The sequence below is a fragment of the Streptomyces sp. NPDC002676 genome (assembly GCF_053592455.1).
This window is the reverse complement of the sequence record NZ_JBSFVT010000011.1, coordinates 36,165-58,134: the sequence shown is the minus strand read 5'-3', so window position 1 is coordinate 58,134 and position 21,970 is coordinate 36,165. Positions and strand designations below refer to the sequence as shown.

18 protein-coding genes and 2 pseudogenes are annotated in these 21,970 nt (G+C 70.7%); 10 read left to right on the top strand and 10 right to left on the bottom strand.

From position 1 onward, the window contains the following. Positions 1 to 42: 42 nt before the first annotated feature. From ACWD3E_RS27235 to ACWD3E_RS27225, 3 genes and pseudogenes are all read right to left on the bottom strand, one after another. Positions 43 to 249, bottom strand: a complete 207-nt coding sequence (locus ACWD3E_RS27235) for a hypothetical protein (protein WP_451390378.1) — start codon at positions 247 to 249, stop codon at positions 43 to 45. A gap of 11 nt (positions 250 to 260) precedes the next feature. Further along, positions 261 to 499 (bottom strand): annotated as a pseudogene (locus ACWD3E_RS27230) (ClpP family protease); the annotation flags it as partial. A 226-nt stretch (positions 500 to 725) separates the two neighbouring features. After that, a complete protein-coding gene (locus tag ACWD3E_RS27225) occupies positions 726 to 1,097 on the bottom strand; it encodes a VOC family protein (protein WP_451390367.1) in 372 nt (123 codons plus the stop codon). A 655-nt stretch (positions 1,098 to 1,752) separates the two neighbouring features. On the opposite strand from ACWD3E_RS27225, the gene ACWD3E_RS27220 reads away from it, so the two are divergent. The 5 genes and pseudogenes from ACWD3E_RS27220 to ACWD3E_RS27200 form a co-directional block, all read left to right on the top strand. Further along, positions 1,753 to 2,736 carry an ABC transporter permease gene (locus ACWD3E_RS27220; protein WP_451390196.1) on the top strand — a complete coding sequence of 328 codons (984 nt, stop codon included), beginning with the start codon at positions 1,753 to 1,755 and terminating at the stop codon, positions 2,734 to 2,736. A 1-nt stretch (position 2,737) separates the two neighbouring features. Next, positions 2,738 to 3,667: an ABC transporter permease gene (locus ACWD3E_RS27215; RefSeq protein ID WP_451390195.1), complete on the top strand. Its 930-nt coding sequence runs from the start codon at positions 2,738 to 2,740 to the stop codon at positions 3,665 to 3,667. Continuing rightward, positions 3,664 to 5,769 (top strand): dipeptide ABC transporter ATP-binding protein, encoded by a 2,106-nt coding sequence (locus ACWD3E_RS27210; RefSeq protein WP_451390194.1) that lies wholly within the window; start codon positions 3,664 to 3,666, stop codon positions 5,767 to 5,769. The genes ACWD3E_RS27215 and ACWD3E_RS27210 overlap by 4 nt, the downstream gene beginning before the upstream one ends. A 77-nt stretch (positions 5,770 to 5,846) precedes the next feature. Continuing rightward, a complete protein-coding gene (locus ACWD3E_RS27205) occupies positions 5,847 to 7,541 on the top strand; it encodes an ABC transporter family substrate-binding protein (protein WP_451390193.1) in 1,695 nt (564 codons plus the stop codon). A 147-nt stretch (positions 7,542 to 7,688) separates the two neighbouring features. Next, positions 7,689 to 7,862 (top strand): annotated as a pseudogene (locus ACWD3E_RS27200) (IS3-like element ISRhosp1 family transposase); the annotation flags it as partial. 135 nt (positions 7,863 to 7,997) lie between these two features. Here the strand turns inward: ACWD3E_RS27200 and ACWD3E_RS27195 are convergent. The 4 genes from ACWD3E_RS27195 to ACWD3E_RS27180 form a co-directional block, all read right to left on the bottom strand. Further along, positions 7,998 to 8,813, bottom strand: a complete 816-nt coding sequence (locus ACWD3E_RS27195) for an SAM-dependent methyltransferase (protein ID WP_451390192.1) — start codon at positions 8,811 to 8,813, stop codon at positions 7,998 to 8,000. A 432-nt stretch (positions 8,814 to 9,245) separates the two neighbouring features. Further along, positions 9,246 to 9,800 (bottom strand): dihydrofolate reductase family protein, encoded by a 555-nt coding sequence (locus ACWD3E_RS27190; RefSeq protein WP_451390191.1) that lies wholly within the window; start codon positions 9,798 to 9,800, stop codon positions 9,246 to 9,248. 113 nt (positions 9,801 to 9,913) lie between these two features. Further along, entirely contained in the window at positions 9,914 to 10,606 is a 693-nt protein-coding gene (locus ACWD3E_RS27185) for a helix-turn-helix domain-containing protein (protein WP_451390366.1), read from the bottom strand. 67 nt (positions 10,607 to 10,673) lie between these two features. Next, complete coding sequence (locus ACWD3E_RS27180) at positions 10,674 to 11,210, bottom strand: hypothetical protein (RefSeq protein WP_451390190.1); 537 nt, start codon at positions 11,208 to 11,210, stop codon at positions 10,674 to 10,676. A 197-nt stretch (positions 11,211 to 11,407) separates the two neighbouring features. Here ACWD3E_RS27180 and ACWD3E_RS27175 point away from each other — a divergent pair, with 197 nt between their 5' ends. Together ACWD3E_RS27175 and ACWD3E_RS27170 are read left to right on the top strand one after the other, a co-directional pair. Further along, on the top strand, positions 11,408 to 12,673 hold the full coding sequence (locus ACWD3E_RS27175) for a sensor histidine kinase (protein WP_451390189.1): 1,266 nt from the start codon (positions 11,408 to 11,410) through the stop codon (positions 12,671 to 12,673). Continuing rightward, positions 12,670 to 13,359, top strand: a complete 690-nt coding sequence (locus ACWD3E_RS27170; RefSeq protein ID WP_451390188.1) for a response regulator — start codon at positions 12,670 to 12,672, stop codon at positions 13,357 to 13,359. The genes ACWD3E_RS27175 and ACWD3E_RS27170 overlap by 4 nt, the downstream gene beginning before the upstream one ends. Before the next feature lie 284 nt (positions 13,360 to 13,643). Here ACWD3E_RS27170 and ACWD3E_RS27165 read toward each other — a convergent pair whose 3' ends face one another. Together ACWD3E_RS27165 and ACWD3E_RS27160 are read right to left on the bottom strand one after the other, a co-directional pair. Next, positions 13,644 to 14,261, bottom strand: coding sequence for a LysE family translocator (locus ACWD3E_RS27165; RefSeq protein ID WP_451390187.1), 618 nt, complete (start codon positions 14,259 to 14,261; stop codon positions 13,644 to 13,646). Next, a complete protein-coding gene (locus tag ACWD3E_RS27160) occupies positions 14,258 to 15,796 on the bottom strand; it encodes a DUF885 family protein (protein ID WP_451390186.1) in 1,539 nt (512 codons plus the stop codon). Before ACWD3E_RS27160 ends, ACWD3E_RS27165 begins: the two co-directional genes overlap by 4 nt. A gap of 53 nt (positions 15,797 to 15,849) precedes the next feature. Between ACWD3E_RS27160 and ACWD3E_RS27155 the strand changes: the two genes are divergently transcribed. Then, positions 15,850 to 17,310 carry an aminotransferase-like domain-containing protein gene (locus ACWD3E_RS27155; protein ID WP_451390185.1) on the top strand — a complete coding sequence of 487 codons (1,461 nt, stop codon included), beginning with the start codon at positions 15,850 to 15,852 and terminating at the stop codon, positions 17,308 to 17,310. Between the two features lie 277 nt (positions 17,311 to 17,587). Here ACWD3E_RS27155 and ACWD3E_RS27150 read toward each other — a convergent pair whose 3' ends face one another. Beyond that, on the bottom strand, positions 17,588 to 19,183 hold the full coding sequence (locus ACWD3E_RS27150) for an MFS transporter (protein WP_451390184.1): 1,596 nt from the start codon (positions 19,181 to 19,183) through the stop codon (positions 17,588 to 17,590). 1,032 nt (positions 19,184 to 20,215) lie between these two features. On the opposite strand from ACWD3E_RS27150, the gene ACWD3E_RS27145 reads away from it, so the two are divergent. Together ACWD3E_RS27145 and ACWD3E_RS27140 are read left to right on the top strand one after the other, a co-directional pair. Then, the gene (locus tag ACWD3E_RS27145) at positions 20,216 to 21,373 is read left to right on the top strand and encodes a nuclear transport factor 2 family protein (protein WP_451390183.1); all 1,158 of its coding nucleotides are present in this window, start codon (positions 20,216 to 20,218) and stop codon (positions 21,371 to 21,373) included. A gap of 190 nt (positions 21,374 to 21,563) precedes the next feature. Beyond that, positions 21,564 to 21,956 carry a hypothetical protein gene (locus ACWD3E_RS27140; protein WP_451390182.1) on the top strand — a complete coding sequence of 131 codons (393 nt, stop codon included), beginning with the start codon at positions 21,564 to 21,566 and terminating at the stop codon, positions 21,954 to 21,956. The last annotated feature ends 14 nt before the right edge of the window (positions 21,957 to 21,970 follow it).

Sequence of the window (21,970 nt, the reverse complement as noted above, 5' to 3'; positions counted from 1 at the left end):
GGCGAGTTGCCGTCGACCAGGGCGGGAGTCCGGATGACGTCGTCAGGTGCAGTCGCCGGTCACCCAGGCGATGGGCAGGGCTGAGGCGAGGGCCCGCAGGATCATCCCGCGGGCCAGTTCGTCGGCGATGTGGTGCGCGGCCGCCGTCCAGGCCCTCGGGCTCGGCCTCGCCGACCTGCTCTCGCTCGCCCACAACGAGCCGGCGCGGTACTCGCGGAGCCCGGTGGGCCGGGGCCGCACGTCGCCCACGGCGCAGTACGTTCGTTGGCGAGCCCGTAGACGACGGCCTCCTCGGCGGTGAGCACCTTGTCCCGGTCCATCTCCGCGCGCAGCGTCGCCACGTCGTGATGCGTGTGCCGGGACAGGACCATCTCCTTGGCCGCGAAGCTGCGGTCGGAGACGTCCCCTGCCTGCCGTCGCCGGCCGGCTGGCCGAGCAGCACCCGCACGTGCTGGAGCACGAACCGTCGCCCGGGATCTCCGCCGGCCGGCAGCACCGCAATCAGTCCGGGACGTCCCGCCAGAGCGCACCGACCTGTACCCGTCACCCGATCGCGTCGATGAGCTGCCGTTTCGTCCTCGCCGACGGCCGACCCGACCGCGTGGGCACAGGCAACAGCGGTTCCAGCCGCGCCCATTGCTCACCGGTCAGGTCAAGCCGCCTTGTCACCACTAGGGTGGCCACGAGCTCTCCGGTGTTCAGGTTCTTCTTGGTCGATGCACCCTCTACCGGAGTGGGGCGAGGCGGGCCTTGAGCAGACAGAACTCATTGCCTTCGGGGTCGGTCAGGACATGCCACTGCTCCTCCCCCGTCTGGCCGATGTCGGCCGGGCGCGCACCGAGCTTCAGAAGGCGTTCGAGCTCGGCGTCCTGATCGCGGTCGGTGGCGTTGACGCCGATGTGCAGCCGGGATTTCCCCTTCTCCGCCTCATCCCTGCGACTGAGGATGATCGTCGGCTGCGGACCACCGAACCCTTCGCGCGGCCCGATCTCCAACGTGCCGTCGTCCTCGCGATCGAGCACGGCGAAGTCCAGGACCTCGCACCAGAACCGCGCCAGCACCTCAGGGTCGCGGCAACCGAGCACGAGCTCACTGATACGACATGCCGTAACGAAAACCTGCTCTCAGCCTGGGAACTGCCGGGGAGGCCACACGCGAACGAACCTCATGGGCTCCCCGCAGTGAAGACACCGCCTCGGCGTGAGACTTCCGCCCCGGGATGTTCCCGCCGCACCGCGCACGAGGGGGCGGGAGGCCATCGCCGGACTCATCCGGAAGCCGTCAGCACGACTCAGCACGCTGACGTGCCCACGAAAGTGAAGGCGGCGGATCACCTCTCGCGTCGGCGGGGAGGCGCAGACGGCAGGCGCCACCGTCGCGATCGCCGGCCGCACCGCAGTGCCCGAGATGGCCGCCCGGCCGAGGCCTCCCCTGCGTCCAGCGGGCAGTTGTGACGCGCGCATTGCGATCACATGGCAGGAGCCTTCGAAGACTGGCAGTGAAAGTGATCACGCCTCCAGAATCACTCCTCGTCAGGCCAGTTCTCCTCCGACTCAGAGGAATCGGGCCGGGCACCTCAACACGAGCACAGCGTCGCCGGACCGGTCGCCTGCTTCCATCCACCCGTCAGAAGGCCACGACGATCATGCCCAGAACCGGCACACCTCCGCCGGCCCTCCACGCGGCCCACGCGGCCCACACCGCCGCAGCCCGCGCCACGACCGCCGTATCGGCGCCCGGGAAGGCGGATCCATGCTCCGCCATGTGATACGCAAGGCGGCAGGTTGGCTGGCCATGATCGTGGTCGCCACGAATGTCACGTACGTACTGGCCGCCTGGTTCCTCGACCCGAGGTCGAACTACAAGGGCACACGCCCGGTCCGCACCGAGGCGGAGATCGACCGGGCCCTGGCGCCGTACAACCTGGACCCGCGGGTGCCGCTGGTGGACCGGTGGTGGCACTGGTTCAGCAACGTGGTCTGGCACTTCGACTGGGGGAAGTCCCCGGTCGGGGCGTCGGTGAACTCCGAGATCGGTTTCCGGGTGCTGGTCAGCGGCCAGCTGGTCACCGTGGCCACGCTCTTGTCCGTGGTGGGCGGTGTCGCGCTCAGCGTGTCCACCGCGTCCCGGCAGTACGGCTGGTGGGACCGGACCACGCAGCTGGTGTCGGTGTTCTTGCTCAACATCCCCACCGCGGTCGCCGCGTTGGCGGTCGTCTTCGCCGGCGTCTGGCTCAACCAGAGCCTCGGACTGCGCTTTCTGTATGTTGCAGGGGAGAAGTCTCCGACCGTCGAAGGGCTGTTGCCGACGGTGGTCGACCGGGTGCAGCATCTGATCCTGCCGACGCTGAGCCTGACCCTGCTGGGGTACGTCGGCTATCACCTGACCCAGCGCACGCTGCTGCTGGACGCCATCGACTCGGACTTCGTGCGCACCGCGCGGGCCACCGGGCTGACCCGCGCCCAGGCGATCCGACGCCATGCGCTGCGCACCTCGCTGATCCCGACGGCCACATCGGTCGCGTTCGGCATCCCCGCCATCTTCACCGGCGCGGTGATCACCGAGACCGTCTTCGGCTGGAACGGCATGGGCCAGTACTTCATCCAAACCATCAGCAAGAACGACGTGCACGGCGCCGTCGCGGTGGCGGCGTTCGGCGCGGCCATGACCGCGATCGGCGCGATCCTGGCCGACATCGCCGTCGTCCTCCTCGACCCACGGGTGCGGGTGAGCTGACATGGCAGCGACCCTGACATCCCCGCCCGAGCTGCCCTCCCCGGACACCGCCGACGGCGACCCGGCTCCCCGGCTCGGCGGCGGCCGGCTGTACCTGCGGCGGTTCGCCCGCAACCGCGGGGCCCTGCTCGGAGTGGCGCTCTTCGCGCTCCTGGTGCTGTTCAGTGTGTTCGGCGGTCTGTTCACACACTTCGCGTACACCGACGCCGACTTCACCGCGCTCACCCAGCCGCCGAGCGCGGCCCACTACTTCGGCACCAACCAGGGCGGCAACGACGTCTTGGCCGAGTCGGTGCACGGCCTGCAGCGTTCGCTGGTGATCGCGGTCAGCGTGTCGGTGCTGACGACCGTGGTGGCCGCGGTGATCGGCTCGGGGGCCGCCTACCTCGGCGGGAGGGTGGAGAAGCTGACGCTGGCGGTCATCCACTTCCTGCTGGTGGTTCCGTCGTTCCTGATCCTCGCCCTGGTCTCACACCGTCTCGCGGGCGACTGGCGGGTGCTGATCCTCGTGCTCACCCTCTTCGGCTGGATGTCGACCGCCCGGGTCATCTGGTCGATGTCCACTTCGCTGCGTGAACGCGACTACGTGCTGGCCGCCGAGTTCATGGGGGTACGGCCGTGGCGGATCGTGGTGCGGCACATCATCCCCAACCTGGGTTCCCTGCTGGTGGTCAACCTGACCCTCGGCGTTGTCACCACTGTGCTCAGTGAGACCGCCCTGTCGTTCCTCGGTTTCGGTGTCCAGACCCCCGACGTTTCGCTGGGCACCATGCTCGCCGACGGATCCGGCACCATCACCAGCGCCCCGTGGCTGTTCGCGTTCCCCGCTGGTCTGGTGGTGCTGCTCACGGTGTCGATGACACTCGTCGGCGACGGGCTGCGCGACGCCCTCGACCCCACCTCGGTCTCGGCCTCGGGAGGCACGCGATGACGCACGCCCTCACACCGGCCCCCGAATCGCCGTCGCGCGACGCCGCGCAGACCCCGGTGCTGTCGGTCCGGGACCTGCGGATCTCGTTCCCGTCCGAGGCGGGACGGGTCGAGGCGGTGCGCGGAGTGAGCTTCGACGTGCTGCCCGGCCGGACGCTCGGCATCGTCGGCGAGTCGGGCTCGGGCAAGTCCGCGACCGCGATGGGCGTCATGGGACTGCTGCCGCCGACCGCCCGGGTGTCGGGCGAGGTGCTGCTGGGCGGCCTCGACCTGGTCGGGCTGAACGACAGGCAGCTGTCCCAGGCGCGCGGCAAGGACATCGGCATGGTCTTCCAGGACCCGCTGTCCGCGCTGACCCCGATCTTCTCCGTCGGCCGTCTGCTGTCCGACGCGCTGCGCGTGCACCAGGATCTGACGAAGCAGGCCGCGTGGAACCGCGCGGTCGAGCTGCTGGATCTGGTCGGCATCCCCGAACCGCAGCGCAGGGCACGGTCGTTCCCGCACGAGTTCTCCGGGGGGATGCGCCAGCGTGTCGTGATCGCCCTCGCGATGGCGAACACACCCTCGGTCATCGTGGCCGACGAGCCCACCACCGCCCTCGACGTGACCGTGCAGGCCCAGATCCTGGACGTGCTGCGGACCGCGCAGGCCGAGACCGGTGCGGGGGTCGTGCTGATCACCCATGACCTCGGTGTCGTCGCCGGGTACGCCGACGACGTCGCCGTGATGTACGCCGGGCGGATCGTGGAACAGGCCGGCGCCGACGAGCTGTTCCGGCGGCCCACCATGCCTTACACGATCGGGCTGCTGGGCGCGGTGCCCCGTCCCGATGCCCGGGCGGACAGGCCGCTCGTGCCGATCGGCGGCGAGCCCCCGTCGCTGGTGGGGCTCCGGGCCGGGTGCCCCTTCGCGGACCGGTGCCCCGCCGCACTCGACCGCTGCCGCACGCAGGAACCCGCGCCGACACCGGTCGCCGGTCACGGGCAGGTCGCCTGTCTGCGCGCCGACGAGATCGCCGACGGCCGGCTGGAGGCGGATTCGCTCTTCCCGGCCCCCGAGGACGTCGAGTCCGCCGGGGAGGACACGAACGGCACCGGCGCCTCAGGGGAGGTGGTGCTGCGGGTGTCCGGCCTGGCCAAGACGTTCCCGGTCACCCAGGGAGCATTCCTCAAGCGCCGCGTCGGCACGCTGCACGCGGTGAGCGACGTCGGCTTCGAGCTGCGGGCCGGCGAGACCCTGGGCCTGGTGGGCGAGTCCGGCAGCGGCAAGACCACAACGCTGCTGGAGATCCTGCGGCTCAGGCAGCCGGAGCGCGGCCGGATCGAGGTCGCCGGCATGGACGTCGCCGACCTCGGCTCCGCCGAGCGGGTGCGTGAACTGCGCCGCGCGGTGCAGATCGTCATGCAGGATCCGATGGGCTCCCTCGATCCGCGGCTCCCGGTCTTCCAACTGCTCGCCGAACCGCTGCAGGCCGTCGGCGGCAGCCGGGCAACGATCCGCGCCCGGGTGACCGAACTTCTGGACCTGGTCGGCCTGGACGCGTCGGTCGCGGACCGCTTCCCGGCGGCCCTGTCCGGTGGCCAGCGCCAGCGCGTCGGCATCGCCCGCGCCCTGGCGACCGAACCGCGGATCATGGTCCTGGACGAGCCGGTCTCGGCCCTGGACGTGTCCGTGCAGGCGGGCGTCGTCAACCTGCTCGCCAGGCTCAAGCGCGAACTGGGCCTGGCGTATCTGGTCGTCGCGCACGACCTCGCCGTCATGCGGCACTTCTCCGACCGCATCGCGGTCATGTACCTCGGGCACATCGTCGAGACCGGCAGCACCGAAGCACTCTTCGAAGACCCGAAGCACCCGTACACCGAGGCACTGCTCTCGGCGATCCCGGTGCCAGACCCGCAGCGCGAGCGCTCCCGTGAGCGGATCGTGCTGGAAGGCGAGCAGCCGAGCGCGTCACGCCTGCCGCAGGGCTGCGTCTTCGTCGACCGCTGTCCGCTGTACCGGCTGCTCGACCACGGCTTGCAGGAGCGGTGCCGCACCGAACGGCCCGTCCTGGGCCCGGCGGCATCCGGCTCCGGACACCGCCACGCCTGCCACGCCCGCTGACCGCGGGCCCCATCAAGTCGACGCCGCACCCCGATGGTGTCGCGGAACCAGTTGAAGGAATGAGGATCCACTCCCCCATGCGACCGAGAATCGCCGTCCCCGCAGCCGCCCTTACCGCGGCCCTCACCCTCGCCGTCACGGCCTGCGGCTCCTCCGGCTCCGGCACCCCGGACACCGGCAAGGCATCCGGAGGCGCGACCCCCGCCGCGGCTTCGGCAAAGGTCGACTACAACCCGCAGCCCTACGACAACATCAAGGACGGCGGCACCTACACCACCGCCGGCAGCTTCGACGACCAGGGCAACCCTTTCAACGCCAACGCCACGCTCACCGCCCTGCGCGTCTGGGCCTGGTACAACCCGGACGTCATCACCTACTCCCCCACCGGTGAGACGCGGTACAACCCCGACTACCTCAGCAACGTCAGGGTCACCGTCACCGGCGGCAACCAGCGGGTGGTCCTCACCCTCAACCCCAAGGCCACCTACAACGACGGCACCCCGATCGACTGGCGGGCCGTCAAGGCGACGTGGCAGGCGAACAACGGCACGAACAAGAGCTACAACGCGACCAACACCGAGGGCTACAGCCACATCACCTCGGTCACCCGCGGCACCGACGACAAGCAGGCCATCGTCGACTTCCAGGGCGTCGACCCCTGGTGGTCGAGCCTGTTCACCACGTTCCTGCACCCCAAGGCCGCCACCGTCACCAACTTCAACGACGCCTACGTCAAGAAGGCCCACCCCGAGTGGGGCGCCGGCCCCTACACCGTCGGGAAGTTCGACACCAAGACCGGCGACCTGACCTTCGTGCGCAACCCCAAGTGGTGGGGGAAGAAGGGCAAGCTCGACAAGCGCGTCTACGTCAACCTGGAGTCGAACGCCGCGGTCAACGCCTTCAAGAACGGCCAGATCGACTACGCCCCCACCGGCGACGCCGAGGGCCTGAAGCAGCTCACCGGCATCAAGGGCACCCAGATCCGCCAGGGTGGCAGCCCGTTCGCGTACTCCTTCTACGTGAACGCCAAGTCCCCCAACCTGAAGGACATCCAGGTGCGCAAGGCTCTCCTGGAGAGCATCGACCGGACCCAGATCGCCAAGATCCAGTTCCAGGGCCTGGGCGGCTACAGCGAGCCCCTGCCCGGCTCCCTGCTGCTCTTCAGCTTCCAGAAGGGCTACTCCGACAACGTCGGCGCCGTGATCAAACATGACCCGGAGGCTGCCAAGAAGATCCTGGACGCCGCCGGCTGGAAGCCCGGCAACGACGGCATCCGTGAGAAGGACGGCAAGAAGCTCACCGTCACCTACACCCTGCGTAGCGGCGACCCACTGGAGAAGGCCACCGCCGGCGCCCTCGTGGCCATGCTCAAGCCCGTCGGCATCCAGGTCACACTGAAGAACTCCACCGACGCCGATTTCGCCAAGATCCTCACCGACCGCAGCTTCGACATCTTCCTCGTCGGCAACCGCGAAACGGACCCATTCGGCACCCGCTACCTGTGCCAGTTCTACTGCACCGACAGCGACTCCAACATCGTGAGCATCGGCACCCCCGAACTCGACAAGGAGATCCACGCCGTCTCCGCGATCGCCGACCCCGACAAGCAGATCGCCCAGGCCAACGCCGTCGAGCGCAAGGCACTGGCGCAGTACGGCTACCTGCCCCTGTTCAGCGGCCCGTCCATCTACGGCGTCAAGAACGGCCTGGCCAACGTCGGCGCCACCATTTTCGGCACCCCCCTCCCGGAGACCGTCGGCTGGCAGAAGTAGCCCCTTGCGGCCACACCGATACCCGACAACTCTCCACGCATCGCCGTACCGGTTTCACGCCGGTACGGCGATGCGTGCAACTGAGGCTGATCCTATGGAGTGGACACCCTGACAATGGATCTTGATGGTCCAGGGAGGGATGTCCAGGTGGGACGCAAGTCTCCGTACCCGGAGGAGTTCCGGAAGGACGCGGTCTCGCTCTACCGCGCCGCAGGCGGCAAGCGTACATACGCGACGGTGGCCGCGGACCTCGGCATCACCTGGCCGTGGCCGCCCGCGACGGCCAGGTCCACAGCATCGTCGTTCACATGGACAGGGGCGCGCAATATGGATCGGCCGCCTTCGCCGAGGTCTGCCGTCGGCACGATCGCGGCTCGCGCCATCGCCCTCCCACGCACTGGCATCCCCAGGGCGGCTCAGCAGCCTGGCCGCTCCAGCCCAGGCACCAGCCAGTAGTCACGGCTTCCGGGCGAGTCCGCCGTGTTCGGCGATGACGTCCGGGGTGGGCGAACCAGGTTCTGGACGCCACTGCGTGACCGAGACGACGCCGGGCTCTATGAGTTCCAAGCTGTCGAAGAACGCGGTGATCTCGTCGACGGTGCGCAGGATGTACGGGGCGGCGCCGCTGTTGTTGTAGGCGTCCTGGGCCTGCTCGAAGACGGGGTCGATGCCGCGTGATCCGTCGTTGATGGAGAGGTAACTGCCCGACGGCAGGGCGTCCATCAGCCGGGTGACGATGGAACGGGCCTGATCGTAGTCGGCGACGTGTCCCAGGATGTTGCTGAGGATGAGCGCGATGGGGCGGCCGAAGTCGAGCGTCTCGGCGGCGGCCGCGAGGATGCGGTCTGGGTCCGTCACATTGGCGTCGATGTATGCGGTCGCACCCTCGGGAGAGGAATAGAGCAGGGCACGGGCATGGGTCAGGACCAGAGGGTCGTTGTCGACATAGACGATCCGCGCTTCGGGGGCGAGACGCTGGGCGACCTCATGAGTGTTCTCGGCGGTCGGCAGGCCGGTGCCGACGTCCAGGAACTGCCGGATGCCCGCCTCCGAGATCAGGTACGCGATGTTGCGGCGCAGGAAGGCACGGCTGCTGCGGGCGATGGTGACGATGCCAGGGAAGACCTCGGTGTACGCGTCGCCGGCCTCCTCGTCCACGGGGTAGTTGTCCTTGCCACCGAGCCAGTAGTTCCAGATGCGGGCGGAGTGCGGAACCGACGTGTCAATCTTCTGGCGCATCGCTTGCTCGGTGGTCGTGGTCGGGTCAGTCATGAGTCGCGTCCGTCTTTCAGCCAAGGCGTGGATCATTCAAGGCACAGCCTACGTCCGAACCCCCGCCTCCCACTTGTCAGTTCGGGTAGAACGTCGCCCGCGTGAGGGCTGTCGACGATCAAGTTTCCCGGCTCTGTCGGGGCGCCCGGCACGCGCCGCGTGTTGGGCTGCGGGTCCGGCAGCGCCATGCCCCTGCGCAGCAAGGTCATCCGCCCTGCGCACAGACTCAGTTGATCAGCGAGCCGTGCGCCGGCCCGTCCGGCGAGTGCGAGCCCGACGCGTTCCAGGACGTGGGCCAGCCGCGTGGTGATGCGTGCATACGGGGCGGCCGGCCGAGCGAATGGCTCGGCGAACGTGGAGCAAGCCAGGCCGGGTCTCCGGCTGGCGCACGGCCCGCGTGAGTCACCAGGAGAGACGATCCTTCGCGCCGGCTCAGCGCGCCGGGTGGTAGGTCGCGATGATCACCCCACTGCTGGTCGGCTGGGCGCTCACCAGCTGCAGCTTCTTCAGCGCGGCGTCGTCGGCGAACAGCTTCTTGCGACCCTCGCCGGCCACCACCGGGTGGATCAGCAACACCAGCTCGTCCAGCAGGTCCAGCTCCAGCAGCGAGCGCACCAGCGTCGGGCTGCCCGCGATGGTGATGTCCTTGCCCTCGCCCGCCTTGAGCTCGTTGACCGCAGCCACCAGATCGCCCTTGATCAGCGTGCTGTTCGACCAGTCCTCAACGCTGTCCAGGGCCGAGGAGACGACGTACTTGGGCGATTCGTTGATCCACTTCGCGAAACCGGCGTCCTCACCGCTGGTCACCGTCGGCCAGTATCCGGCCCACTCGGTGAAGGTCACCCCGCCCAGCAGGATCGTATCGGCCGTCTCCAGCGTGCGGGCCAGCGCCGCACCCATCTCCTCGTCGAACTCGAACTGCCACTCGTTGGGCGACTGGGCGACACCGTCGAGCGAGACGAACAGACCCGAAACAACCTTGCGCATGATTCCTCCATGATGAGTCCGGAGTCTTGTCCTCGCCCCGGCCCGGACGGTGCTCCGGCCGGGACGAGCCGACCCCGTCGGCTACGTCATGAAGGCTAGGCAGGCGCCAAGGGTCAGGTCTTGTACAGAAGCGACAGCGGCTCCGCCGCGTCCGGTGCGCTCAGCTGAGTGGCGGTCCGCCCCACATACCGCCTCAAGGACCGTGCCAGGTGAGGCTGGTCGAAGTACCCCAGCCGGTGCACGACCTCCTGGGCCGGCGCGCCCTCCTGGACCAACACCGCCGCCTGGCGGGCGCGGTGGATCTGCCGGATGGCGCCTCGGGCCAGGCCGGTCGCCGCGACAAAGCGCCGTTGCAGAGTGCGATCGGAGACATCCGGGCTGGCGCCGTCGAGGACAGCGGGCACGACCGGGTCCAGGTCCACGATGCCCTCGCGCACCATCCGCAACACGAACGCCTCGGCGTTGTCGTAGTCGGGGACGTGCCAGGCCGACCCCTTCAGCCACAGCGAACGCCGCGTCACGTCGGGGATCGCCGCATTGCCGCCCACCAGTCGGCTGACCGGGATATGCGGCATCGACGTACCCAGCGCGAAACTGATCCCGAAGAAGACAGCGTCCCCGGGGACCGGGGCGCGGGACGCCTTCGCCTCCGGACCCAGCACAGCCGCCTGCACCTGACCGCGGTGCTCCCAGAACACCAGCTCCCAGTGCGGCGTGGCGACCGACATCATCCGGCTGACGTCGTCGCTGCGGCTGCGCCACACCCGCTCGATGTACGGCAGCTCCGACGGTCGGCTCTCAATCACCAAGCCCAACCCGGTTCCCCTCCCCTGGCCACACACCCTGCCCCGGACCGCCAGTCTGTCACCTCCCTCACACGCGCACCGGGGCGGGCGCGGCGGTCAGTGCGTTGCGGGAGCGGACGCGCAGGGCCATGGTGCGGGTGATCACCGCGGCTACGGCCATCAGCACCAGGCCGTTGGTGACGATCGCGTCGACCTGGGTGGGCAGTGCGCCGTGCTGGACGAACCAGCGGCCCAGGCTCATGGTGAACCAGTGCGAGGCGCCGTAGGAGAACAGCGTCCGTGCCGCGGAAACGGTGATCCAGATGGCGGCGTAGTCCCAGCCGCCGATGGTGGACAGGGCGCCGTCGGATGTCTGCCGCGTGATCTTCAGGCGGCTGGCGACGGCCAGGCCGAGCAGGATGCCCGCTGCCAGGCCGACCATCTCGATGGTCAGGCCGATGCCGCTGGTGAACAGGGTGTGCATGAAGAGCGGGACGATGACGGCGGCGGTGATCAGCGGCCGGGTCAACCGCTTGCGGGTGACCTGCTTCAGGCCAAGGTCGGCCAGGAGGGTGGTGGTCAGGACGGCCGCGTTCACCAGCAGCGCCTGTTCGAAGGCGGACATGGAGACTCCTCGGGGGCGTGGCGGAAAGGGGTGGGGTTCGGGATCTGCGGGCGATTCCGGCGAACCTCGACGAGTGTGCGTCCGCCAGGCCGCGCGGGGCCTCCGCCTGCCGGTCGAGGAGGGTTGAGTCGGTGACGTCCACCCTTGTCCACCCGTCGGTGGAAGCGAGCGGGCACCGGCTCGCTTAGCGTGATCACATGCAGCCTGGCTCCCGGCCCGATCCGGCCGCACACGACCGGCAGGCCACCACCGGTGACACATCCCGTCGCCCGTCCGGAACGCGCGCCGAGCTGTGGACGATGGTCCTGCTCCGGCCCATCGCGTTGGCCGCCGTCGTCACCGCGCTCGTGCCGCAGCGGCAGTTCCAGTGGAGCACGGCCCACCTCGCCGCATTCCTGCTGCTCGCCGTGGCCTGGCTGGTGTGGTCCGTGGTGGCCGCGCGAGCCGCATTCGCCCTCGACCTGGTGCCTCAGCGCACCACGGCCGCGCTGCTGACCGTGGTCGTGGTGTCCGGCAGCGTGCTGCTGACCGCGGCGCCCGGCGCCCAGCCGGTCTCCCTGCTGGTCGTCCTGGCGACGATCGCGGCCAGCGCCGACCTGCCCATGCTGATCAGCGCAGGGGTGCTGACCTGCGGCGCGCTCGCTCTGGCCGCCGGTACGGCCCTTGTCCCGCACGGGACCCACACCCAGGCCCTGGCGGTGGGGAGCGCGGTCCTGCTGGCCGCCTACCTGGCCGGGGTGACCCGCCGCAGCATCCGTATCCAGCACCTCCAAGCGCGCCGCCTGCTCGCGGAAACCCAGGAAGCGCAGGAGGAGCGCCAGCGCGCCGCAGCACTGGCCGAGCGCACCCGCCTCGCCCGGGAGATCCACGACGTACTGGCCCACTCCCTCGGTGCACTCGTCATCCAGCTCGAAGTGATCGAGAACCTGCTCGCCGCCGATCCGGCCGACGTGGCCCAGGCGACCGAACGCGCCGCCCGGGCGCGTCTGATCGCGAAAGACGGCCTCACCGAGACCCGCCGCGCCATCGCTGCTCTCCGTACCGACACCCCGCCCCTGCCCGAGGCCCTCGTCTTGCTGGCCGCCGGCCACCACACGGCCACAGGCCGCGCCGCGGACTTCCAACTGCACGGCAAGCCCCGCCCCCTGGGAGCGGAGGCCAGCCTGGCGCTCCTGCGCGTAGCCCAGGAGGCTCTGGCGAACGCCGCCAAGCACGCCCTGGGCCGACCGGTGAGCATGACCCTGGAGTACACCGAGCACAGGGTCCGGCTCACCGTCGTCTCCCACACGGCACCGGACATGGCCTCGACGGCCCCGGAGACGGCCGAGCCCCGTACCGTGGAAGGCAGGTCCGGCGGCTACGGCCTGGCCGGGATGCGCGAGCGACTGCTCCTGGTCGGCGGGGAGCTGACCGCGGGTCCCTGCCCGGAGGGCTGGCGAGTGGCCGCGGAGGTGGAGGCATGACAGTACGAGTCGTGGTCGCGGACGACCAGGCAGCCGTCCGCGAAGGACTGATGACCCTCCTCGACATGGTCCCGGGGATCGACGTGGTCGCCGGCGCCGCCAATGGCGAGGAAGCCCTCGCCCGCACGGAGGAACTGCGCCCGGACGCCGTCCTCATGGACCTGGTGATGCCCGTCCTCGACGGCGTGGAGGCCACCCGCCGAATCACCTCCGAACTGCCCGGCGTCGCCGTCGTGGTGCTGACGACACTGGCCGACGAGGGCAAGATCATCGACGCTCTCCAGGCCGGCGCCCTGGGGTACCTCACCAAGGACGCCGGCAAGGACCAGATCGCCCGTGCCATCCAGGCGGCGGTCTCCCGCCAGGTCACCCTCGACCCCGAGGTCCAGCGCCGGCTGCTCGCCGCAGCCGTGCGCGGCCACCAGGCACAAGACCTCCAGGACCAAGACGATGAACGACGGCGGACGCCGCCCTCAGCTCTCCAGCTCACGCCCCGCGAGGAGGACGTACTGCGGCTGCTCGCCACCGGACTGCCGAACGCCGCCATCGGCCGCCGCCTCCTCATCGGCCCCGCCACGGTCAAAACTCACGTCAACCACCTGTTCGCCAAACTCGGCGTCACCACCCGCGCCGAGGCCGTCGCCTGGGCCCACAGCCACGGCTACGCCACAGACAGCACCGATTGATCGCGGCGACGGCCACGGCAGCAGCTCCCCGATGGGCAGGGCTGCACCCTGTGGTCCGGAGCTGACCGGCCGGGCCGCATGCACGATCAGACATCCGTCCGAACCGAGGGCATCGCCGAACAGCTCCGCCTGCACCCGCAGGCGAAGGCCGAGGTCGACGAGGGCTACCGGGGGCCGGCCAACGAGTTTCGCCCGCTGCAACGCTTCCTCGGACGATGCAAGCCCGGGCGACCGCCAGCGGCAGAGCTCCGATCGACGCCGGCCGGTCGACCACGACCTCGGGCTCAGACGGACACCAGGGCCGCCAGCCCCAGGTAGACGCCGCCGACCAGCCGGGACAGCCGCCGTTCGCGGCGCGGTGTGCCGTGCAGTCGACCGGTGAGCGCGGCACCGAGCAGGGCGTAACCGAGGTCCAGGGCGAGCGCGACGGCCAGGAAGGTCACACCGAGGAGCAGCATCCGGGCCCTGGTCTGCCCGGGGGACAGGCCGGTCGGCAGGAACTGCGGGAGGAAGGCCAGGAAGAACAGGATCACCTTGGGGTTGAGCAGGTTGACCAGGACCGCGTCCCGGTAGACCCGGAGCAGTCGGCGCCGAGCGGGAGGGACGGCCTCGGCGGCGGGCCGCGGGCGGCTGAGCAATGTCCGTACGCCCAGGTACGCGAGGTAGCCGGCGCCCGCGTGGCGCAGCACGGTGAAGGCGAGCGGGTGGTCGGTGATCAGGGTTCCCACCCCGCCGACGGCGGCGAGGACGTGGACCAGCGTTCCGGTCTCCACGCCCAGGGCCGAGACGAGGCCGGCCCGCCGTCCGTCCTGGACGCTGCGCGTGACGATGTAGACCAGGTTGGGCCCGGGCACGGCGACCAGGAGCAGTGAGGCCAGCAGGAAGGCGGCGAGCGAGGTCATCCGCGGTCCAGCGCCGTCCGCAGCAGGCCCAGCGGGGGCGCGCCGAGGTCGAACAGAGCGGTGTGGAAGCGGCGGAGCGAGAAGCCGCCGCCCCAGAGCTTCGCGGCCTGTTCGCGCGCGTCGAGGATGGCGAACTTGCCCCAGGTGTACCGGCCGTAGGTGGGGTCGAACAGCCCGCGCTGCGCCTCGTGCCAGGCGGCGGGCCCGACCAGCGAGACGTCCGCGGTGAACCGGGCCGCCGCGTCCGCCAGGGACATCGCCCCGGTATGCAGCCCGATCGCGCAGGCGAAGCGGGTCACCCGGCGCAGCGCGTCCTGGGCGACCGCGACGGCGATCCGGGGATCGCCCGCGCGAAAGCCCTGTTCCAGGGCCAACTCCTCGCAGTAGTGCGCCCAGCCCTCGATGAAGGCCTCGGAGTGGAGCGTGCGGCGGACCTCGCTCGGGGCCCGGCGCAGCGCCCGGCCGTGGCTGGCGTGCCCGGGGGCCACCTCGTGCACGGCCATGTTGGGCATCAGGGTCCGGTTGAAGCCGGTCGCCAGCCACTGCTCGCCCTCGGCGTCCGACCAGCCGGCGTCCGGGAGGGTGACCCGGAAGCTCGCGGGGGCGTCGGCCTCGTACGGAGCGGACGCGAACAGGCCTGCCAGTGCTCGGCGCTGGGAGTCGGGCATGGGCTGGACAGCGACCTCCACGTCGTGGTGGGGCACCAGGTCGAGCCGGGCGGTCCAGGCGACCGTCTCGTCGACGAGCTCCGCGAACTCGGCCAACAGGCCGTCGGTGTCGGGGTGGTCGGCCTGCAGGGCCCGTACGGTGTCGGCGGGCGCGGCCTCGGGGTCGATACGGCGCAGTGACTCGTCGAGCAGCGCGCGCAGCCGGTCGCGTTCGGCATCCACCCGGGCGGTCAGCGCGGGGAGGTCGACGCTGCAGGCCTCGGCCACGCCGAGCAGCCGGGCGAGCGCGGGGCCGCCGAGCGCGGCAGATGGCGGGCCGTCGGCGGCGGCCCGCTCCAGGTGGGCCACCAGCCGTGCGTGCGCCCGGGCTGCGGCGGTGTGCACCGGGCCGCCCTCGGGGTCGAGGTGGGCGACCAGGCCGCGGGCGAGCGGCAGGGTGGCCTCGGCCAGCGGCGCGGGCACCCGGTCCAGGGCCTCGACGGCCGCGTCCACAGCGTCCGGCCACTGTCGCAGATGGGCCGCCCGGGCGGCGTCCCGCTCGGGTCGGGGCGCGTACGGGCGGTCGTAGCCGGACAGTTCAAGGTTCTCGATGTGCCAGATCGGGTTGCTGCGGTGCAGTTTCAGCTCCCCGAAGCGGACCCGGAGGGCCTGCTCGGCGGCCGTCGCGTGCGCCTCGTCGTGCGGGTCCGCATATGGCGCGGTGCCGGCCGGGCCGCCGAGGGCGGCGAGGCCGCGGCGCACGCCGTCCGGGGAGAGGTCCTGGACGGAGCCGTCGTACTCGTGCCGTCCGGCGCCGTCCCGCGCGGCGGGGACGGACAGCTCGCAGACGGCGGTCAGCCGGGGGTCGAAAGAAGAGGTGATCGTCATACCGTTAGCCTCGGGCGGCGGCGGTATGCGATCCCGTGCCAATGGAGGGGGAAGTGGACTGGAATCGGGGGACCTCCGAGCCCGCCGTGCTGATCGACCTGCTGGGAGAGTGGAGTTCGGGCGGGGGCCCGCTGTACCGGCGGCTCGCGGAGGCGTTGACCTACGCCGTGCGCTGCGGGGACCTGCGGGCCGGCGACCGTCTGCCGTCCGAGCGGCGGCTGGCCGACGCGGTCTCGGTGAGCCGGGCGACTGTGGTCGCCGCCTACGACGAGCTGCGCGCCGCGGGCCTGGTCGACACCCGCCGGGGCAGCGGCACCCGGGTGTCCGCGGCGGCGGCCGGCCACCGGACCCCAGAGGACGGGCGGGTGCGCGGTGGCCAGGCCACCGCGGTGATCCAACGGCTGGTGACGGAGCTGCCGGACCTCATCTCGCTGGGGCAGGCGGCCGAGACCGGCGGCCCGGACCTGGCCGGGGCGCTGCTCGACGTGGCCCGCGAGGACCTGCCCGGCCTGGTCCGCGACGCGGGCTATCACCCGGCCGGGCTGCCCGCGCTGCGCGCGGCGATCGCCGACCACCACAACGTGCAGGGCCTGCCGACCGTGCCCGAGCAGGTCGTGGTGACCACCGGGGCCACGCAGGCGGTCACCCTGATCGCCCGGCTGTACCTCGGGCGGGGCTCGACCGCGATCGTGGAGTCCCCCGGCTGGCCCGGCTGCCTGGACGCGCTGCGGGCGGCCGACGCCCGGCTGATCGGCGTCGAACTCGACTCCGACGGCATTCGGATCGACCGTCTCGCAGCCGAACTCGTCGTCCACCGCCCCGCGTTGCTGTATGTCACGCCGACCTGTCACAACCCCACCGGCACCCTGATGTCCGCCGGACGCCGCCGCCGGGTGGCTGAACTCGCCGCCCAACACGGCGTCATCCTTGTCGAGGACAGCGCGCATGCCGCGGCCCTCGCCCCCGGGCAGGCCCCGCCGCCGATCGCCGCGCACCCCGCCGGGGGAACGGTGCTGACGGTGGGCTCGCTGACCAAAGCGGTCTGGGGCGGGCTGCGGATCGGCTGGATCCGCGCGCCGCGGGAGACCGTTGAGCGCCTGGCCCGACTCAAGGCGCTCAACGATCTCGGCAGCCCGCTGCTCGACCAGGCCCTGGCCGCGCGCCTGCTTCCCGGGCTTCCCGCCCTCGCACCCGAGCGCGAACGCCTGCGCCAAAAACGGCTCGCCACCATGACCCGGCTGCTGGGTGAGCACCTCCCGGACTGGCAGTGGCAGCCCCCGCAGGCCGGCTCCGTGCTGTGGATCCGGCTCCCCCCGGGTACCGACGCCCACGGCTACGCCCAGCTGGCCCTGCGCCACGGCGCCGAGGTCATCCCGGGCAACACCATGGACACCACCGGGGCCCACGACGACTTCCTCCGTCTGCCGTACTCCTTCACCCCGGACACCGCGACGGAACTGGTCACCCGCCTCGCCGCCGCCTGGGCAGCGCTGCCCCGCAGCGGGTGCTGCTGACGGACGGGCAGCTGGTCTGGGGCGGCCCCGACTGGACGACAGGACGGTGCCCAACGGCATCGTTGGGAGGTTCCGCAGGGGGGTCGCCCATCGAGTCGTCCTGGTCATGGTTCCGGGCGACGACGAAGCGTACCGCCGAGCCGGTCACGAGCTGAACACCCCCGCCCCCGCCCCGACTGTGCGGCAGCCGGCCCCCATCAACGGGGACCGGCTGCCGCACAGTTCAGGTCTGCCCTCGCACAGTCTGCGTGCCGTGCATCCAGTTCTTATGCGGTCATCAGGCGGCGACGGTCTCGGTGTCCTCTGCCTCGTCCGACGCAGCCGCGGGGGTGGCGTTCTTCGGGCCGCGCAGGGCGATGTAGACGAACAGCACGCCCATGACGGCGACGCCTACCCACATGGACTGCTGCCATCCGTCGACGTAGGACTGCTTTGCGGCGTGGAGCAGGTCCTTCGCGTGTGAGCCTGCGCTGCCCGAGACCTCGACGGCGTTGGCGATGCCTTCCCGTGCGGTGTCCGCGGTCCCCTGAGGGATGCCGTGCAGCTTGTCGTCGATGGCGTTGCGGTAGCCGGCCGTCAGGATCGCGCCGAGCATGGCGACGCCGAGTGCGGTGCCGAATTCCCGGGTGACGTCGTTGAGGGCGGAGGCGACGCCTTGCTTCTCGCGCGGCAGGGAGCGGGTGATGGCCTCGGTGGAGGGCACCATGGACAGGGCCAGGCCGAGGCCCATGACAATGATGCCGGGCAGGATCGACAGGTAGCCGCCGTCGACGGAGACGAACAGGGCCATGAGCGCCAGGCTGACGCCGACCAGCGCGATTCCCGCGCTCATGGTCGCTCGGGGGCCGATCTTCGCGGCCAGCTTGGGGGCCAGGCCGGAGGCCACCATCATGGCGATGGCCAGGGGCATCAGCCCCGCAGCGGCCTGCAGTCCCGTCCAGCCGGCCACGGCCTGGAGGAACGGGAAGAGGACTACGGCGATACCTCCCTGGACGGCGAAGACCACGACCAGCGTGATCGAGCCGCCGGCCAGGCCGCGCTCACGGAACAGGCGTACGTCCAGCAGCGAGGCGTCCCGGCGACGCAGTTCCCAGGACACGAAACCTGCCGTGGCGACGAGGCCGACGACGAGGCTGATCAGAGTCCTGGCTGCGGTCCAGCCTCGCTCCGGTCCCTCCTGCAGGACGAAGACGACGGCGGCCACGGCGACGATGGACAGCAGTGCGCCGACGGTGTCGAAGGCGTGGGGGGAGCGCTCGCGGGAGTTGGGAACCGTCTTCAGCGTCATGGCCAGGGCCACGACGACCAGGGCCACGGGCAGGGCGAACAGCCAGCGCCAGTCGGCGACGTCCACGAGAAGGGCGGAGAGGAACATGCCCAGGATGCCGCCGCCTCCGGCGACGCCGGTCCACACGCCGATCGCCTTTCCGCGCTGCTCCTCGGGGAAGCTGGAGGTGATGACGGCCAGGGTGACGGGCATGATCGTCGCTGCGCCGATACCGCTGACCACGCGCGCGGCGAGCATCACCTCGGCGTTCGGGGCCACAGCCGACACAACGCTCGCGACGCCGAAGACGGCCAGCCCGGCGATCAGCATGGGCTTGCGGCCCAGGCGGTCGCCGATCGCGCCGAGCGGCAGCAGCAGTGCGGCCAGGGCGAGGGTGTAGATGTTGATGATCCACAGGACCGTGTTCTGCGAGGTGTCGAAGTCGACGGCCATGTGCGTCTGGGCGACGTTCAGCCCGGACACCGACGCGATGACGGCCATCAGCGCGATCGAGACGGTGGTCAGGATCGCGCGCAGCTGACGCGCATCCAGCGCGCCCCCGCCGCTCCCGTCAGCGGGTGCCACCGGTGCAGGGTTCGTACTCATGGATTCCTCTCGAAAAGGACATGCAGAATCAGCGCCGGAGGACCGGTCGCCGAGTGGATGGGAGGTGGGTGCGGGCCCGGACGCCAGGTGGTGGTGGCACCCTGTGGTGCGGCGAGGGCCGCGTTGGTGTCAGCGGTGGCGGCAGGGCGTTGATGTGGGTGGCGGCCAGGGCGTCTGCAGCAGCGGAGGCGCCGACCTGGGCGGTCAGCTCGGTGGCGTTGCCAGGCCACCCACACGCCCGGCACCTCGGTGGTGCCGGCCATGCCGGAGGCGAAGCGGCGCCCCGTGTTGTCGGGCAGCTCCTCCATCAGCAGCTTCAGGCCGTCCGAGCCCTCGGTACGGGCCTGCATCCGGGTAGCGACCGCGGGGGTGCGGTGGGCCACGAACGTGCCGTCGGTCAGGCGTACTCATGCGGTGCCGCCGCCCTCGCTGTTCATGACTTCCTGCACCGAAGCCCGCGGGGAGCATCGAGGCGGCGAAGACGCCGGCATAGGGGCGACGATTCACTGCAACTCACCTGCGGAGGCGCCGGTTTCGGCGGCCAGAGTTGGGAGGGCGACGTGCAGGATCGTCGCATCGAATGATGACGAGGGACGCTGATCGTCAGACCGATCAGCGCTAACCCGCGATTTCTGACAGCCATAGGTAAATGGTAGCAGCTCCCAGTTGATAGTGGGTGGAGTTTTTGGGGAGTCTCGCCATGTGCTGAGGAATGGCGCGGACATGACATCCAGGGCCGCTGACCGAGCAGCCGGGCCGCTGATCTGACCGCCGGACCGGCCGGTGACCTTCCCCCCATCTGGTGCCCGCGCCGGCCCGACCGTGCAGCAGCATCTCCCGGCAGCTGCACCGGTCCGTCCCCCCGGCGTGGCTCCACCCCGTGCGGGCACCGGCGCGCATGGCGCTCTGTCAGAGGCACGCCGAGCTGCAATTCCATGGCGGCAATATGCCTATCCGGTATGCGAGTTCCGCAGGGCAGGCCTGCGAAATCTGCGCTTGTCGCATCCATCGAGGTGCACCAATCTGGTGCGCATGACCACACCGCACACGATCGCCGTCCTCGGTCTGGGGCGCATGGGCGGCGCGATCGGGACTCGACTGGCCACCCAGGGCTGGGACGTCGTTGGCTGGACACGCTCAGGGCGCGCATCAGGCGCCGTCAAGATGACCAGCGACCCGAACGAGGCCGTGGCGAAGGCCGACCTCGTGCTCCTGGCGCTGTTCGACGGCCCTGCCTGCCTGCAGGTCCTCGACGACGTCCGTGAATCGCTGCGAACGGAGACGATCGTGCTGAACACCAGCACGATCGCGCCCGCCGAAGCGTCGAAGCTGGCCCGGCAACTCGGCCCCTCATACGTCCACGCGCCCGTGCTCGGCTCTGTGCCGGCTGTCTCCGCCGGCGCCCTGCAGATTCTCGCCGCCGCTCACCAAGACGCATTCGATCGAGTCCGACCGATTCTGGAAACGCTGGGCACCGTCCGGCGCGTGGACGACGCCTCCAGTGCCGCCGCGCTCAAGCTGATCGCCAACAACAGCCTCGCCGGCGCCGTCCTCGCGCTGCGTGACTCACTACGGCAAGCCGACGCCCTCGGCCTGCCCCGTACCCACGTGCTGGACGTCCTCGAACTCGGCCAGCTCGGCGGGCTCGTGGCCCGCAAGCGACCCTTCCTCCTCGGCGAGCCGACCGCTGCCACGGCCGAATTCACCATCGGTGCGCTGGCCAAGGACATGGCTCTGCTGGCCGCCGCGTCGGACACCCCCTTGCGCAGCGCAGCGGGCCTGGCCGACTCTCCTGCCGCCCCCGAGGCCGATATCGCCGTTGCCGCCATGGTCCCCGCCGTGGAGGACGCCGTGCTCGAACCGCTGCGCGCCTACATCCGCGGGCACGCCACCGGCGATCCCACCCACTTTCGCGACGCGTTCCTGCCCACCGCCCACATAGAAGGGATCCGGGACGGCGCATTCGTCTCGTGGCCCCTGGACGAGTACTGCGCTCTCTTCCGGGGCCAGCCGGCCCCGGACGAACCGACCCGTTCCCGTCGCATCGACGCCATCGATGTCCACGGCACCGTCGCGACCGCGACGATGACGCTCTCGCATGGTGCGGACACGTTCACCGACATCTTCCTGCTTGTCCGCGCCGACGACAGCTGGCGCATCGCCAACAAGGCCTATCACCGGCACTCCTGAGAGGGCGGGAAACAGCCCTTCGCCCGTTTCAGCGTCGCGTCGGGATCAGGCGTTCCGGGCCGGTGAAGTCGGTGTTGCAACAGCTGATCCCTCGCCACCGACCAGACCCCCGACTCGCCCTGGCCCTTCGGCGCCGCCCTGCGGGGGCTGTCCGGTGAGGTAGCGGTGGCAGGCTTCGACGCCCTCGCGTTTGCTGCGGGACAGGCGGGCCTGGTCGGCCTGGGCGATGATCTCGGTGGAGGCCCTGTTCCGAGCCGGTGCGGCCCTGGATCCGGACCCGCTGACCGCGGACCCCGAGGTGCTGCCGGACGCGCGGCTGCGGGGGCGCAACAGCCCGATGTGGCTGGTCCGACAGGCGCGAACGCCGGCATCGGGCTGTTCTCGGCCATCTCCGCTCAGCACCGGGACAGCCCGCCGCAGCAGTTGGAGGCGTTCGTCCGGGCCGTGGCGGGCAGCGGGGTCCGCGTCAGGACCCCTCATCCGCCCCGCCGACGGCGACAACTTCCAGAACTGGCGCGGGATGTACCCCGATGTGCTGGGCTGGCTGAGTACAGAACTGTCCCCGCCCGCCGCGGGCCGGTAGGGGTCAGAGAGAGA

Excerpts from the sequence above, each read along its gene's own strand:
- ACWD3E_RS27220 (WP_451390196.1), top strand. The coding sequence starts at position 1,753 with ATGCTCCGCCATGTGATACGCAAGGCGGCAGGTTGGCTGGCCATGATC.
- ACWD3E_RS27215 (WP_451390195.1), top strand. The coding sequence starts at position 2,738 with ATGGCAGCGACCCTGACATCCCCGCCCGAGCTGCCCTCCCCGGACACC.
- ACWD3E_RS27210 (WP_451390194.1), top strand. The coding sequence starts at position 3,664 with ATGACGCACGCCCTCACACCGGCCCCCGAATCGCCGTCGCGCGACGCC.
- ACWD3E_RS27205 (WP_451390193.1), top strand. The coding sequence starts at position 5,847 with ATGCGACCGAGAATCGCCGTCCCCGCAGCCGCCCTTACCGCGGCCCTC.
- ACWD3E_RS27195 (WP_451390192.1), bottom strand. The coding sequence starts at position 8,813 with ATGACTGACCCGACCACGACCACCGAGCAAGCGATGCGCCAGAAGATT.
- ACWD3E_RS27190 (WP_451390191.1), bottom strand. The coding sequence starts at position 9,800 with ATGCGCAAGGTTGTTTCGGGTCTGTTCGTCTCGCTCGACGGTGTCGCC.
- ACWD3E_RS27180 (WP_451390190.1), bottom strand. The coding sequence starts at position 11,210 with ATGTCCGCCTTCGAACAGGCGCTGCTGGTGAACGCGGCCGTCCTGACC.
- ACWD3E_RS27175 (WP_451390189.1), top strand. The coding sequence starts at position 11,408 with ATGCAGCCTGGCTCCCGGCCCGATCCGGCCGCACACGACCGGCAGGCC.
- ACWD3E_RS27170 (WP_451390188.1), top strand. The coding sequence starts at position 12,670 with ATGACAGTACGAGTCGTGGTCGCGGACGACCAGGCAGCCGTCCGCGAA.
- ACWD3E_RS27165 (WP_451390187.1), bottom strand. The coding sequence starts at position 14,261 with ATGACCTCGCTCGCCGCCTTCCTGCTGGCCTCACTGCTCCTGGTCGCC.
- ACWD3E_RS27160 (WP_451390186.1), bottom strand. The coding sequence starts at position 15,796 with ATGACGATCACCTCTTCTTTCGACCCCCGGCTGACCGCCGTCTGCGAG.
- ACWD3E_RS27150 (WP_451390184.1), bottom strand. The coding sequence starts at position 19,183 with ATGAGTACGAACCCTGCACCGGTGGCACCCGCTGACGGGAGCGGCGGG.
- ACWD3E_RS27145 (WP_451390183.1), top strand. The coding sequence starts at position 20,216 with ATGACCACACCGCACACGATCGCCGTCCTCGGTCTGGGGCGCATGGGC.